This is a genomic window from Rhodococcus sp. IEGM 1351 (genome assembly GCF_030056875.1).
GTDB lineage: Bacteria > Actinomycetota > Actinomycetes > Mycobacteriales > Mycobacteriaceae > Rhodococcus_F > Rhodococcus_F opacus.
In genome coordinates this window covers 205088-218203 of record NZ_JASHKU010000013.1, presented here as the reverse complement: position 1 = coordinate 218203, position 13116 = coordinate 205088, and the positions used below count along the sequence as shown (strand labels likewise).

At 66.2% G+C, this 13116-nt stretch carries 16 protein-coding genes and 2 pseudogenes; 8 read left to right on the top strand and 10 right to left on the bottom strand.

All coding sequences use genetic code 11. From position 1 onward, the window contains the following. From QM806_RS23250 to QM806_RS23240, 3 genes and pseudogenes are all read right to left on the bottom strand, one after another. Positions 1-1406 (bottom strand): annotated as a pseudogene (locus QM806_RS23250) (phenylacetate--CoA ligase family protein). A gap of 217 nt (positions 1407-1623) precedes the next feature. Continuing rightward, entirely contained in the window at positions 1624-2160 is a 537-nt protein-coding gene (locus QM806_RS23245) for a hypothetical protein (protein ID WP_283293007.1), read from the bottom strand. Between the two features lie 52 nt (positions 2161-2212). Beyond that, a complete protein-coding gene (locus QM806_RS23240) occupies positions 2213-3817 on the bottom strand; it encodes an AMP-binding protein (protein WP_283293006.1) in 1605 nt (534 codons plus the stop codon). A 60-nt stretch (positions 3818-3877) separates the two neighbouring features. On the opposite strand from QM806_RS23240, the gene QM806_RS23235 reads away from it, so the two are divergent. The 4 genes from QM806_RS23235 to QM806_RS23220 all read left to right on the top strand — a co-directional run bounded on the left by QM806_RS23235 (position 3878) and on the right by QM806_RS23220 (position 6616). Continuing rightward, on the top strand, positions 3878-4051 hold the full coding sequence (locus tag QM806_RS23235) for a hypothetical protein (protein ID WP_283293034.1): 174 nt from the start codon (positions 3878-3880) through the stop codon (positions 4049-4051). 526 nt (positions 4052-4577) lie between these two features. Continuing rightward, complete coding sequence (locus tag QM806_RS23230; RefSeq protein WP_169695362.1) at positions 4578-5243, top strand: transglycosylase family protein; 666 nt, start codon at positions 4578-4580, stop codon at positions 5241-5243. Between the two features lie 67 nt (positions 5244-5310). Continuing rightward, positions 5311-5598 carry a hypothetical protein gene (locus tag QM806_RS23225; protein WP_065493081.1) on the top strand — a complete coding sequence of 96 codons (288 nt, stop codon included), beginning with the start codon at positions 5311-5313 and terminating at the stop codon, positions 5596-5598. Positions 5599-5728: 130 nt separating this feature from the next. Further along, on the top strand, positions 5729-6616 hold the full coding sequence (locus tag QM806_RS23220; RefSeq protein ID WP_283293001.1) for an HpcH/HpaI aldolase/citrate lyase family protein: 888 nt from the start codon (positions 5729-5731) through the stop codon (positions 6614-6616). On the opposite strand, the gene QM806_RS23215 is transcribed toward QM806_RS23220, so the two are convergent. Beyond that, positions 6561-7970: an MFS transporter gene (locus QM806_RS23215; protein WP_242322992.1), complete on the bottom strand. Its 1410-nt coding sequence runs from the start codon at positions 7968-7970 to the stop codon at positions 6561-6563. The two genes, QM806_RS23220 and QM806_RS23215, sit on opposite strands and share 56 nt — an antisense overlap. 50 nt (positions 7971-8020) lie before the next feature. On the opposite strand from QM806_RS23215, the gene soxR reads away from it, so the two are divergent. Both soxR and QM806_RS23205 read left to right on the top strand, forming a co-directional pair. Then, on the top strand, positions 8021-8461 hold the full coding sequence (soxR, locus tag QM806_RS23210; protein ID WP_005565550.1) for a redox-sensitive transcriptional activator SoxR: 441 nt from the start codon (positions 8021-8023) through the stop codon (positions 8459-8461). Between the two features lie 166 nt (positions 8462-8627). Continuing rightward, on the top strand, positions 8628-8930 hold the full coding sequence (locus tag QM806_RS23205; protein ID WP_283292999.1) for a hypothetical protein: 303 nt from the start codon (positions 8628-8630) through the stop codon (positions 8928-8930). Positions 8931-8982: 52 nt separating this feature from the next. On the opposite strand, the gene QM806_RS23200 is transcribed toward QM806_RS23205, so the two are convergent. The 4 genes and pseudogenes from QM806_RS23200 to npcC form a co-directional block, all read right to left on the bottom strand. After that, positions 8983-9177 (bottom strand): hypothetical protein, encoded by a 195-nt coding sequence (locus QM806_RS23200; protein WP_283292997.1) that lies wholly within the window; start codon positions 9175-9177, stop codon positions 8983-8985. Between the two features lie 68 nt (positions 9178-9245). Beyond that, positions 9246-9707, bottom strand: coding sequence for an RrF2 family transcriptional regulator (locus tag QM806_RS23195; RefSeq protein WP_039950286.1), 462 nt, complete (start codon positions 9705-9707; stop codon positions 9246-9248). A gap of 59 nt (positions 9708-9766) precedes the next feature. Beyond that, positions 9767-10516 carry an SDR family oxidoreductase gene (locus QM806_RS23190; protein WP_054246471.1) on the bottom strand — a complete coding sequence of 250 codons (750 nt, stop codon included), beginning with the start codon at positions 10514-10516 and terminating at the stop codon, positions 9767-9769. Between the two features lie 147 nt (positions 10517-10663). Then, positions 10664-10949, bottom strand: a pseudogene (gene npcC, locus QM806_RS23185) (hydroxyquinol 1,2-dioxygenase); the annotation flags it as partial. A gap of 14 nt (positions 10950-10963) precedes the next feature. On the opposite strand from npcC, the gene QM806_RS23180 reads away from it, so the two are divergent. Further along, on the top strand, positions 10964-11227 hold the full coding sequence (locus tag QM806_RS23180) for an ester cyclase (protein ID WP_120661128.1): 264 nt from the start codon (positions 10964-10966) through the stop codon (positions 11225-11227). A gap of 15 nt (positions 11228-11242) precedes the next feature. Here the strand turns inward: QM806_RS23180 and QM806_RS23175 are convergent, their stop codons facing one another. Continuing rightward, entirely contained in the window at positions 11243-11365 is a 123-nt protein-coding gene (locus tag QM806_RS23175; protein WP_005260704.1) for a hypothetical protein, read from the bottom strand. Between the two features lie 217 nt (positions 11366-11582). On the opposite strand from QM806_RS23175, the gene QM806_RS23170 reads away from it, so the two are divergent. Beyond that, on the top strand, positions 11583-11903 hold the full coding sequence (locus QM806_RS23170; protein ID WP_283292994.1) for a serine recombinase: 321 nt from the start codon (positions 11583-11585) through the stop codon (positions 11901-11903). A 122-nt stretch (positions 11904-12025) separates the two neighbouring features. On the opposite strand, the gene bla is transcribed toward QM806_RS23170, so the two are convergent. Beyond that, the gene (gene bla, locus QM806_RS23165; RefSeq protein WP_005260702.1) at positions 12026-12979 is read right to left on the bottom strand and encodes a class A beta-lactamase; all 954 of its coding nucleotides are present in this window, start codon (positions 12977-12979) and stop codon (positions 12026-12028) included. Between the last annotated feature and the right edge of the window lie 137 nt (positions 12980-13116).

Below are 13116 nucleotides of genomic sequence, written 5' to 3'. Positions count from 1 at the left end.
CTATCGCAGTGCGATGAACCGCTGCAATTTCCCGCTCGCCTGATGACGCTGCAGATGGTCGACGACCGCGATCCGGACCTGCGGATCGGCCACACCTTGTCGGCGCAACGCCGCGGCGACAGCCGGCGTCAGCGCGGCGACGTCCGGGTCGCCGACCGCCAAGATCTCCGCTCCGTCGACCGTCTGTCGGACCTGATACTCCGAAATACGTGGATCTGCGCCGAGGACGTAACGAAAAGTGCTCGCCGGCACGATCGTCGTTCCGTACCGGAAGTCGTCGTCGCGCCGCCCACCGATGTCGGCGACGCGCGCGAACGCGCTTCCGCACGCGCACCGATCGGGCAGCAACGTGACCTGGTCTCCGAGGTCGTACCGGATGAAGGGAAACGTGCGGTTGGCCAGACCCGTGGCCAGCGTTCGCGCGGCGGGCGCATCGGCTGCGACCGGAGCACCACTGTCATCGACACGCTCGAGCACAACCTCGTCCTCGCACACGTGCAGGCCCTCGCCGTATCCGCAACCCACGGCCTGCACGCCGATCTCGGTCGACCCCCAGAGGTTGTGGATCGGCACCGACCAGGCGTCGCGGATGGCCTGCCGGTCCTCAATCAGCAGGGGTTCGGAGTTCGTGCTCACCCGCACGGGACTGATCTTCAGGTCACCCGCCACTGCCGCTCGGGCAAGTCGTCCGATCACCGTCGCATAGCCCACCAGATGCGTGGGCCGGGCAGCGGCCACGGCGGCGACGACCTCGCGTCGAACGGTGCGCCCACCGGGATCACGACGGTCTCCATCCCCGGTGCGGTCGGCACGTCGAACAGAGGGGTGCTCGCGTGCGGGGGGACACCGGCCGCCAACACGGCCAGCCGTGCGGGAGACCGCACCGACGACGCCCGCCGTTCCTCGCGCGCCTGTACCCGCCAGGCAAGGCACGCCGCCGAAACGTAGAACTGCCAATCCCAGACGTAGACGCCGCGGACACCACTCGACCCACCCGAGCTGAAGATCTGCTCGTCGCCCGACGTGTACGAAAACCATTGCTGCTCGGACAGAATCCGTTCGGCGCGTTCGCGGTCGAGGTCGCGAACCGTGACGACCGCATCCCATTCGTCCTGGGCGTCCCGCTTCGTCATCATCGGCAGCGACGCCAGGTCGGCGACCGAGGCCGAGGACGGATCGAGACCGCGAAGTCTCCGGGCATGAAATGGCGACCGCTCGCGTGCGTGCGCGAGGAGGGCCCGCAGCCGCTCGGTGCGGTAACGCTCGATCTGATCTCTCGACCAATCCAGGCGTCCCATGTGATCCTCGAGTGCGGCCTGAACCGCGTTGACCTGGCCGGCACGCACACGCGCGTACGCCGTATGCTCCGCGTCTTCCGAAGCACCTCCGGGAACCGATCGGGACATGACGCCTCCGCATCACAGTGGTCCGGCGCAGCACGTTTGTACGTACCCTTCCGAGTTTTGCACAACGACGCACCGGCCGTCGGGCACGTGCGCGAACCCAACGCCGTGCCCAAGTCTCCGAGCGGGTCAGCCCCGCCGGCCCGGGGTCGGATGCATTATTCAGCACGGAGGTGACGTGGCAGCGGAGAAGCATCTTCCAACGTAACGGGCCGGGCTGTCAGAGTTCGGCGGCCGGCGCGCGTTCGTCGGTGCGAACCTTTCGCAGGAGCCGTTTCAGTGTTCGGGAGTCCCTCCACCCGAACGATGTGTGGTCTGTGGCGCGGCGGTGGACCATGTCGAAGATTCGTGCGGGGACGACCACCTGGTGTCTCGCCGCACTTGCCACGACCTCGATGACCGCGCGGTGGGGCCGGTCGTCCTCGCGCGCGAAGCCCGCATCGTGCAGCGCCGCGGGAGGCAGTGCCGGCCGCCATGCCGAGATCACCTCGAAGGCAAAGGCGTTGAAATCTTCCCTGCCGAAGGCGTTCGTGAGGGTGACCGTGGCCACGGAACCGAGCAATTCGCTCTCGCGGGCCAACCGGGGGAGTTGCCGTTCCCAGACGGGCGTAGAGGTGATGCCCGCCCCGGCGATCACGCCGACCGCGCCGAGGGCTCGAACGTGGTCGATCCACCCGTGCGGGCGCACGACGACGCCCTCGAAGAGAACGTCCGTGTCGTCCTCGATCAACAGGGTGCGCCCGTCGACCGATCGCAACGACGGAAGGTTTTGTTCTCCGATTCCGCGCCCACGCGCTCCTGCGAGACAGTCAATTCGAGTTTCGAAGTTCGAACTTGAGGACCTTCCCGGTCGGGGTGCGGGGGAGTTCGAGGGGAAAGACGATCTCATCGGGCACCTTGAACTTCGCGATACGCCCACGGGTGTGCTCGACGAGTTCCTCAGCCGTGACCGTGGCCCCCTTCCTCACAATGACGAATGCCTTGGGCCGCTCACCCCACTTGGGATGGGGGACACCGATGACCGCGACGTCGAGTACGGCGGGATGCGTTATCAATGCCTGCTCCACCTCGATGGTCGAGATGTTCTCGCCGCCGGAGATGACGATGTCCTTCGCGCGGTCCTTGAGCTGGATGTAGCCGTCCGGGTGCATGACGCCGAGATCGCCCGTGTGGAACCAGCCGCCCGCGAAGGCTTCCGCAGTGGCCTCGGGGTTGCGGTAGTAGCCGAGCATGACGTTGTTGCCGCGCAGCACGATCTCGCCCATGGTCTCGCAGTCGGCGGGGACGTCGGTCATCTGCGCGTCGACGACGCGGGCGTTCTCTGCCTGCACCATGCCCACGCCCTGCCGGGACAGCAGGGACGCGCGTTCCTCGGCGGTGCGCTCGCTCCACGACTCCTGGTACTCGCAGATCGTGTACGGCCCGTAGACTTCGGTCAGCCCGTACACATGGACGACGGTGACGCCGATCGCCTCCAACTGGGCGATCACCGTCGGTGACGGCGGCGCCGCGGCGGTGGTGATCCGCAGGGCGTTGACCGGATGTGCCTGGGGCGCTTCGGCAATGGTGGAGCACACGGCGGGAGCGCCGCACAGGTGAGTGACCCCGAGGGTGTCGATGGCGTCCCAGATCGCGTCGGCACGCACCGCGCGCAGGCAGATGTGCGTGCCGGCGGCCTGCGTGACCGCCCACGGGGTGCACCAGCCGTTGCAGTGGAACATCGGCAGCGTCCACAGGTATTTGGTGGACCCAGTGAAGCCGTTGTGGAACGTTTCGCCGAGGGAATTGAGATAGGCGCCGCGGTGCGTGTACATCACCCCCTTCGGTTTCCCGGTGGTTCCGGACGTGTAATTGATCGCGATCACCTGCTGTTCGTCATTGACACCCCAGTGCAACGGGATGTCGTCCACGTCGTCTGCGGCCGCGAGGAAGTCGGCGTACATCCCGGTCGCGATCCCCTCCGGGACCACCGGCCGCGCGATCGTGGAGTCGGGAATCTCGATCACCTCGCGCAGACTCGGGACGGCGTGGCGGGCGGTCGCGACGGATCCCACGAGTTCGGAGTCGACGAACAGCAGGCTCGTCCCGGAGTGCTCGAGGATGTACTCCAGTTCACGGCCCGCCAGCCGCCAGTTCAGCGCGATGAAGATGCCACCTGCGAGGGGCACCGCGAAGTGGGCGAACAGCATCTCGGGGGTGTTCGGGCACAGGAACGCAACGCGGTCGCCGGGCTCGATCCGGCTCCGCAGGACCCGGGCGAGTCTCTCGACCTCGTCGCCGAACTCGCGATAGCTGTAGCGGCGGTCGCCGTGAATGACGGCGACCCGATCCGGGAACACCGTCGCCGAGCGCTCCAGGAAGCGCAGCGGACTGAGCGGTGTGTAATTCGCGGGCGAGAGGGTCGGTCCGGACACTGGAACCTCCGAGATGTGGTGAAGGTGCTCTGACGGGCGATACACGCCCAAGATGACGTTATGGAACATCACGCCGGCACCGCTACCCTCCGAGGTGGGTACGCCGAATATGAGAGTGCCGGTGAACGACACGTCGAGACCCCGCGAATCGCCGACCGGCCGTCGCCGAGCGTCGAGACCGTCGAGTCGTACATGCGCAATCTCGTGGGCAAGTGGGAGGTGCGCAGCAGGTAGGAAGCTGTCGTGGACCGTCCTGCGACAGGGTGTGCTTCCCTGATCTGTCGCCGTCTCGGTTGCTGATTCCGAGATGCCTTGCGTTCGAAGGCTGTTCATCTCCTCCGGATGGGCGTCCGGACAGGGTGCTGCCACGACTACGGGCCGCGGCGGGTGCGCCGCGCGGACGCCGTATCGAAATCGAGATCCCGCCCCAAAGCGGGAATGGATGAGCCGCTGCGGTATTCACGAGCCCTTCTGACGCGTCACGGAATTGTCACGACATGACGTCGAAACGGTATCGAAACCTCAGAACAGCACAATTTTCACTCGCGTTTCTCAATAGTCGAACATCCGTACCTTGTTCATGCCGTGTGAATTTCGGGAGGAGGCCACGTTCGGGGGCCCGCCGCTGCAGATCTGCCGACGCGGGTTCGTAATCCCGACACCTTCGAGGCGCGGGACGAGGCACCGAAACGGACGGCCGACAACCGAGACGTTGTCGCCGGCACGCCGCGTCCGCACGCGCGGAGAGGATTGAGCCAGCATGACCACTCGCAACATGGAGAAGCACACCCTCGGCTGGATCGCCCTGATCGGCGCGGCAGTCACCGTTCTGCTCGGGCTGGGCGCCGGAACCGCCGGAGGCGCCCCGCACGACTGGGAGGAAGTCGCCGAGTGCGAAAGCGGCGGTGACTGGACCACCGACACCGGAAACGGGTTCTACGGCGGACTGCAGTTCACACCGGAAACCTGGAAAGCCAACGGTGGAACGGGCATGGCCTCGGAAGCCAGTCAGGCCGAGCAGATCCGCGTCGCCGAGAACGTCCTGAAGACCCAGGGCCCCGGCGCATGGCCCGTGTGCGGACAGTATCTGAAAAAAGGCGGCACAGCGCCCGTCGAGGTACCCCACACGACGCCTGCGCCTGCACCGGCCATCGAAACTCCTGACCCAGTCGAGACGCCGGACGTTGTCGAGACGCCGGACCTCGCCGAGACGCCGGACGTTGTCGAGACGCCGGACCTCGCCGAGACGCCGGACGTTGTCGAGACACCGGACGTTGTCGAAGCTCCTGCGACCGTCGACGATTCCGCGGCGGTGAAGGCGGCGGTGAAGGCGGCGGCCCAGGAAGCGCTGAACAGCGCCCGTGAACTTGCCGAGCAGAACGGGTCGGCTCAGGTGTTCGAGGAGCGGGCGTCGGCTCCCCGGTAACGTCCGACGGTTCTTGTGCGAACTAACCACACAGAACGGTCGTGTCGTCGCCTACGAAGGAGATCTCGTGCAGAAGAAGTCCGCTCGGCGTACCGCAGCATTGGTCGGGATACTGTCCGCACCTCTCGTTCTCGGAGCCACCGTGGGGGCCGGAACCGCGAGTGCCGAACCCTGGCACATCGGCCCCGTTTATCGTGCCGAGATGTCCGGTGAAGGTGCGGAATACTTCTGCGGGAAGGCTGCGGCGCTCGAGCAGACGTCGGGAGTCGTGATCGTGCCATGCACGTTCGATGAACCGACCAATGTCTGGTACCGCGTCGTCTTCAACCCGGCCTCCTGGGGCTTCGACTTCTGAGGTGAACTGCCGGGGTCGGAGGCGCACCTGACGAAGCGGTGACCGGGCGCCGTCGGCGCACTCCGCTTCGTCGAGTGCGTCGCCTCCCGGCCGCGCGCAGACTCCTCGGTATGGCCGAGGGAAGAGCAGAATGAGTGTCGAGACAGCCCAGCGCAGCGAGGTCGACGTCGCAATGGCGCGGAGTTGGCTTCTGGTCCCTGCGGTCGGGAGCGAGGTCCTCGCGGCTGCGGCTGCGTCTGGCGCCGACTCGCTGATCATCGACCTCGAGGACGGTTTGCCGTTCGCGGCGAAAGACGAGGGGCGGGCCTGCACCGCTGAGTGGCTCGCCCGAAATGCAGGTTGGGTGCGGATCAACGACGCGACCACCCGGCACTGGCAGCGCGACCTCGACGCGCTCCGCGGCCTGCCCGGCCTGCGCGGGCTGATGCTGTCGAAAACGGAAGCACCCGAACAGGTGCGGGACACCGCTGAAAAGATTTCGGGTGTTCCGGTGGTCGCTCTCGTCGAGTCCGCGGCCGCGATCGTGGCAGTCGACGACATTGCTCGCACCGCTCCCGTCTGTCGACTCGCGTTCGGGATCGGCGACTACTGCCGCGACACGGGTGCCGGGCGAACCGCGATGGCGTTGTCGTACGCCCGGTCTCGGCTCGTCAATGCCAGCCGGGCTGCCCGGATCGGAGCCCCGATCGACGGGCCGACGCTGTCTCGCGACGCCGAGGTCGTCCGGGACGACACGCGACTGGCCCGCGAAATGGGGATGACCGGAAAACTGACCCTCGCGTCCGACCAGGTGCCGGTGATCAATACCGCGTTGGCACCCGATGCGGACGACATCTCGTGGGCGGAAACGACGATCGAGCGTCTGGGTGCGGACGGAAGCCGCGTCACTCACGGCGGTCATCTGCCACAGCTTGCCCGCGCCCACGACATTCTCCGTCGCGCAGACCACTTCGCGTCTCGGGCTAGGACGGTCGGGCGTCCTCGTGCTCGGCCTGCCGGGTCGCGCGGTAGGCGGTGAACACGCCGGCTGCCGCGATGACGCCGAGGCCGAGGAAGAGCACTCGTGCCGAGGCGAGGGCCGAGGGCGCACCGAGGTTGACCAGCACCCCGGCGATCGCGGACCCGACGGCCATGGCGATCAACTCGACCGTGTTGAGCCCCGCCGCGGCCTTGGCCCCCTCCTGCTCGTCGTCGGTGCTCCGCATCGCGGCGACCATCAGGTGCGGGAAGGCGAGGCCGATCCCGGCACCGGCGGCGGCCAGGGCGCCCGCCCACAGAATCACCACTCCCAACCCGGCGTCGTCACGCCAGAGGGCCGCTGTGAGGACCAGGCCGGCGGCGAGAACCAGTGGTCCGGCGATCTTCGCCGCCGTCTGCGCACGCGGGCGGGAGATGTCGGAGCTGAAGATCATGGTCACCGACCATCCCACCGACATCATGGCGCCGAGGAAGCCTGCGGCGAACGGCACCAGTCCGGCGAGCCGTTGACCGAACAGGGGTGTGAAGGCCTCCGACACGGTGCCGGACGCGAGCAACGCGATGGTGAGGTAGATCCACTTCAGCGACGAGGCCCGGGTGTACGTCGACTGCGGCAGCACTCGGCGCGGTGATCGCCGCTCCCAGGCCAGGAAGAGAACGATGAACGCGGCCCCGACCGCGATCAGGGCCAGCATGTGGGTCCGGTTGCCGAGGATGCCCGCCACGCTGATCGCGATCGTCGCGAGGGTGAGCAGTACGAGTGACGTGGCAGGCACGGGTTCTCCGCCACGCACACGCTCGGTGCGCGGCAACGCGCGGGGAGCGATCACGGCGATGGCGGCGGCAACCACTGCCAGCGCGACGAACGCGAGACGCCACTGGCCGAGTTGCGCGAACAGTCCACCGATCGCCGGTCCCGCCAGAGTTCCGACGCCCCACATCGCCGAGACCAGCGCGGTCGCGCGGGCCCACAGATATTCCGGTAGCGCCTCGCGCAGTACCGCGTAACTCAGCCCGGCGAGCAAGCCCCCACCGAGCCCCTGGACCGCTCGTCCGACGAGGAGCACCTCCATCGACGGGCTGACGGCGCAGATCATCGTGCCGACGAAGAACGGAGCCAGAGCGAACAGATACGCACCGAGCGCCCCGCGATGCGCGAGCAGCCGGCTGACGGTCATCGACGAGATCACGGACGCCACCATGAAGACGGTCGCGCTCCACGCGTACAGCGATTCGCGACCGAGTTCGCCGATGGCGGTGGGCAGCAGGCTCGTCGTCAGAAAGATGTTGACGGCGTGCAGTCCCACGCCGCCGGCGAGGACTGCGGACGTGGAGCGGTAGCGGGGTCCGAGCAGTTCGGACCAGCTGGCCGGTGACGGGGCGGTCGTTGTCATGCACTCCACGCTAAAATCTCGAGTGGACTCGAGGTCAAGGGGCTGGTGTGATGTCTTTGGATCCGAAGGATCTGCTGTCGGTGGGGGAGGTGTCCCGTCGGACCGGTGTCGCTGTCTCGGCGCTGCACTACTACGAGCAGCTCGGACTGATCGCATCGACGCGGACGTCCGGGAATCAACGCAGGTACGAACGGCACATGCTCCGGCGGATCTCGCTGATCGTGGTGGCCAAACGGCTCGGGATCCCACTGGCAGACGTGGGAACGGTGTTCGAGACGCTCCCGGCAGACCGGATGCCGTCGATCCGCGACTGGCAGCGCGTGTCGAAGCTGTGGCGGGTGCAGCTCGAGGATCAGCGCAAGCGAATCGAGCGCCTCGAACACGAGCTCACCGGATGCATCGGGTGTGGTTGCCTGTCGATGAAGGCGTGCTATCTGCTCAATCCCGAAGACCAACTCGCCGTAGAGGGGTCGGGACCGAACCGGCTCTGAACGGATCCCGCCAGTCGGTATCTCGCCATCGATTTCCGTCAGGGTGGGGTGATTCCACTCCCAGGGGTGCCGCGAAGCCCCCTGAGGGTTGCTTCAGTTCGGGAGCCGGAGTGGGCAGAGTTGTACCTGTCACCGAAACACTTCCCCGACACTCTGGAGACACTGAATGATCACCGCCCGACGAACCATTGCCACCGCCGCTTTCGCCGCTCTTCCGATCCTGAGCGCCTTCGGGGCGGCGTCCGTCGCTCACGCCGAGCCGATCGGCCCGAACGGTCCCACCGGTGGGCAGTGTCCGATCGTGAACACGGACTCGAACGGAAACGAGACAGTGACGTACGGCAAGCCCGGTGACCGCAACGGTGCCCTGGTGTGCGGTGCGGACGGTGAATGGACCGTGGGCAAGGCCGGCGGATTCAAGGGCGGCCCCGGACAGATCCAGACCCAGCCCGGACTCTCACGCGGCTAGGCGGCGTATGAACTCGCTGGGTTGAATCTTCCGGACGGCATTGACGAACGGGTCAGAGGTACTCGTGGCGGTGTCCGCATTCGAGGCCGTCGGGCGCCGATCGTGGGCATCGATTCACGCAGTGGAAGACGCGATACCGCTTGCCCGGGGGGAGCGACGCGAAGCCGGCATGGGCGTCCTTGATTTCGTATCCGATCGGACCGCGGCAGAACGAACAGGTCTTGGTCTCGTCGGTTCCGGTCTCCATCCATCGATCGTAGGGCGGTTCACGGTTAGGAAGTCAGGAATCTCGCGTTCCGTCTGCCGCGGGTGACCTCAGGTCGTGGGCGTCGCCAAGATGTGTTTGAGGCCGGCGAGGTCTATCGTCGCGCCGAGGTCGGCGATCGTCACACCCGATAGTGATGCGCGCCAAGCCTGTTCGGCACCAGCCATGACTTTCGCGATGCCGCATGCAGAGCGGCACTGCTCTGGAGGGGCGGCGAGCACTCCTTGCCGGCGGATCTCGGTGCATCGAAAGGCGGGCTCGGTTCCGTCGACGGCCTGGACGACGTCGAGGACGGTGATGGCCTCGGGTGCGCGGGTCAGGACGTATCCGCCGTCGCGGCCCTCGGTGGGGTGGACGAGGCCGGCCCGTGCGAGTGACTGCAGGTGCTTGGCGAGGTATGTCTTCGAGACACCGTGCAGTTCGGCCAGCCGGGCCGTGGGTACCGGGCTTTCGGCCTGGCTGAGAACCACGCAGCAGTGAAGTGCCCACTCCACACCACCGGAAAGCTTCATGGCCACGACTCTATCCACGCCCCTGTGTCAGTGGTGCGGGGTGGTACTGCGTCATCGTTTCAGGCGTGTTCGCGCAACCACTCGTCCAGAGTGGTCGGTGCGATCCAGGCATTGGCGCCGGGTGTCGGAGTGATCGCAGCGTCATCGAGTTTGGCACCGAAATAGCCGGCGTCGGAATCGGTCGTCACGGTCCGCTGGTCGCCGGTCGAGGCGAACAGCCGTCGAACGAGTGCATCGATGCCAAGCGGTTCAGGTCCCGCAATTTCGACTGTGCCGCCCAGCGGGGCACCGACGGCGACCTCTGCTACCCGGGTGACGACGTCTTTCGAAGCAATCGGCTGAAGATGTGCCGGGGTCGCATGCACCGTCTCGCCGACTGTGCCTGCCGCGGCGATGCCGGCGATGAACTCGAAGAACTGCGTCGATCGCACGATCGAGTAGGGGATGGGGCCGGACTTGACCAGATCCTCCTGGGCAACTTTGGCACGCATGTATCCGGAGTCGGGGAGTCGATCGGCGCCGACGATGGACAGGACGACATGGTGCCCCACGCCTGCCGCCTCTTCGGCGGCGAGCATGTGCTTCGTCGATTCGCGGAAAAAGGCCAGGACGTCGTCGTCTTCCCACGACGGCGAGTTGGTGAGGTCCACGACGACGTCAGCGCCGTCCACAGCCTCCGCGACTCCCTTGCCGGTGGTGGTGTCGATACCATCGCCGCGACCGAGGGCCGCGACGTCGTGCCCGGACTCGCTCAGCGTCGATGCGACCTGACTCCCGATGAGTCCGGTTCCGAAAATGACGATCTTCATGCCCATCTCCTAACTTGGATTTATAGTGTCCTAGTTTACTCGGATGATAGGTGTCCGAGTCAAGGGTTGTGTACGTTCTGTGTGCCGGACGGGCCGGGCCGGCCTCGTCGTCCTTCGGATGTAGGTATGGAGCCAGGGCGGCGTGAATCAAATCTGTTCTGGTGCAAGGACTATGTCAAACTCGCATCGAGCCCAGTTCCGGTCGCCGATGTGGCGCCCATCGGGGGTGGGTGTCCCTGGGGGTTGCTCCACGAAGTCCTTGATCAGCGAGTCCTTCACGCCGAACACGCTGTCCCCGCGTTCGCGGATCGCCCGCGACGAAGATGTGCGTGACGAGGGTCCGCAGGCCATTCGCGGTGACCATGAAGTGAAGGTGCGCGACCCTCATCGGTGATCGGTTGGTAGCGGCCAGCATCTTTCCGACCGGACCATCGCACACCGGAGAAGATCGCCGCCGGTCTCGCCGGGCTCTTCGCAGCATTTCCCGACGCGCAATGGAGCCTCGGTGACACGCTCATCGGTGGCAACCGTGCGGCGGTGACCTACGCACTGTCCGGTCACTTGAATGGCCGCCTGGGCCCGTACGAGCCGAAAGGGCAGAGTGTGCACCTGGCCGGAGTGCAGATGCTGGAAGTGAAAGGCAACCGCATTATTACCAGCACCGACTATTGGGACGGTGGTGCTCTTCATCGCCAGCTGAGCACGTCGTGAATCTTCAATGCGGCTTCAGCCCTTCCTCTTTCGGATGATCTTCGTCGACTCCTGGGCCTTCGCCCGCTTCTCTGCCCGGCGCTCCCTGAGTGCGCGTGCGGACTGTTTCGAACTCTTGACGGCGGATTTGTCAGCCATTGTCGCTCCATCTTCGAGTGGCCACCACGAACTGATCCTGACCATACCCAGGAAAGTGGATAAGTCCACTTCGGCATCCGTCTCGAACGGGGTGCCGTGTCGGAAGCGATCATCCGTGAGATCCCAAGAACCGCAGGAACGCTCACGAACTTGCTTATTCCTGTGCGGTGGCTATGGTGCATGCAAGCATCAACGGCATCTACCGGAGGACTGAAATGTGAATGCAGCTACCGATCGTCAATGGGCGGTTCGTGACGCTGTTCTGCGTTGGCTTCTCGCGAAGGCTACGGAAGGGTACCGAAGTCCGATTCTGGACGCGGATGCCATCGGTGAGACGGTCGGCTGGGCGCCCTCGCCCCTGACTCGGGACGAGGTGGCCGATGCGTCGAATTATCTTTACCGGGAAGGGTATGTGACGGGCGTGCCGGTGATGGGCATCGGAATTCCGCGCCCGATGTTGACGGTGGCCGGGCGGCGCGTCGCCACGACGGGAAAGCCTCTGCGCCGGGTGGTGCGCAGTCACGACGTCGTGAGCTAGCGACAGCTCGCTCCGTCCGTCGACGCACCATCGATTGCCCCATCTGTGCAGTCGAGAGCGACGTTCGGTACCGGTACACGAGACTGCCGTCGCCCGTTCGTTCCTGCCCTTGCTCAGATGGCTCACGGTGCAGTCAAGCCCTTGATGACGGCCGCGGTGGTGTCGGCGATCGCCTGGTTGTTTCCCTGCGCGTCTTCCTGATTCGTGAGGCTGTCGGTGAGGATGGCGAGGACGATGGGCGCGCCGTCCGGACTCCACGCGACACCGGCATCGTTGGCGGTGCCGAAGCCGCCGCCACCGGTCTTGTCGGTGGCAGTCCATCCGGTCGGCAGACCGGCGCGCATTCTCTTGTCCGACGTCTTGCTCGCCCGCATCCACTCGAGGAGCTGATCGCGGCTGGCCGTGTCGAGGGCGTCTCCCAGGAGCAGCGCACGGAAACCCTGCGCGAGGCCGTTCGGTGTCGTCGTGTCCCGGGGGTCGTCGCGGAATGCGGTGTTGAGTTCGGTCTCCCACCGGTCCAGCCGTGTGCTCCCGTCTCCGACGTCTCGGGCGAGGTCGGTGACCGCCTGCGGACCGCCGATCTCCCGGAGCAGGTAGTTCCCGGCAGTGTTGTCGCTCTGCGTCAGCGCTGCTTCGGCGATCTGCGCCAAGGTCATCGGGGTGCCGGCCGCAGCGGCGGTGACCGGCGAGTTCTCGACGAGGTCGCCGGGTTCGATCACGACGGTCTTGTCGAGTGACGTGGACCCGTCCTCGGTCTTGCGCAGGACCGCGGCGGACGCGTAGGCCTTGAACGTCGAGCACATCGCAAACCGTTCGTCGCCCCGGTGGCTGTAGACCTCGCCGGTCGCGGGATTGACTGCCGTCACTCCGATCCGCGTGGAGTGCTGCGCCTCCAGGGCGTCGATCGTCGCATCGAGGGGCCGCCGATCCGGCGCCGCAACCACCGACGTGGTGGGCTGGGCTTGTTCCGCGGTGGCCGTGCACGCCCCGAGCAGCAGGGGCAGCGCCAGCGCGAGAGTGACGGCACCGCGACGACCGGTGCGCCGGGGCTTCGGATGATTTCGGTATGTGGGCATGGATCCAATGTCGGATGCGGACACTCATAGCGCAAAGACGACAGCGGCGTGGTCGCGAGTCGGGTGCGCTATCGCCGCAGTTCAGGGCAATGTTTTGTGCCCGGGAATCGGTGGCGTCGCCCGACGGGGGCGGTCGG

Coding starts and splice junctions, on each gene's coding strand:
- bla (WP_005260702.1), bottom strand. CDS start 12,979: ATGCCCACATACCGAAATCATCCGAAGCCCCGGCGCACCGGTCGTCGC.
- QM806_RS23205 (WP_283292999.1), top strand. CDS start 8,628: ATGATCACCGCCCGACGAACCATTGCCACCGCCGCTTTCGCCGCTCTT.
- QM806_RS23200 (WP_283292997.1), bottom strand. CDS start 9,177: ATGGAGACCGGAACCGACGAGACCAAGACCTGTTCGTTCTGCCGCGGT.
- QM806_RS23220 (WP_283293001.1), top strand. CDS start 5,729: ATGAGTGTCGAGACAGCCCAGCGCAGCGAGGTCGACGTCGCAATGGCG.
- QM806_RS23235 (WP_283293034.1), top strand. CDS start 3,878: ATGGAACATCACGCCGGCACCGCTACCCTCCGAGGTGGGTACGCCGAA.
- QM806_RS23175 (WP_005260704.1), bottom strand. CDS start 11,365: ATGGCTGACAAATCCGCCGTCAAGAGTTCGAAACAGTCCGCACGCGCA.
- QM806_RS23195 (WP_039950286.1), bottom strand. CDS start 9,707: ATGAAGCTTTCCGGTGGTGTGGAGTGGGCACTTCACTGCTGCGTGGTT.
- soxR (WP_005565550.1), top strand. CDS start 8,021: ATGTCTTTGGATCCGAAGGATCTGCTGTCGGTGGGGGAGGTGTCCCGT.
- QM806_RS23215 (WP_242322992.1), bottom strand. CDS start 7,970: ATGACAACGACCGCCCCGTCACCGGCCAGCTGGTCCGAACTGCTCGGA.
- QM806_RS23190 (WP_054246471.1), bottom strand. CDS start 10,516: ATGAAGATCGTCATTTTCGGAACCGGACTCATCGGGAGTCAGGTCGCA.
- QM806_RS23230 (WP_169695362.1), top strand. CDS start 4,578: ATGACCACTCGCAACATGGAGAAGCACACCCTCGGCTGGATCGCCCTG.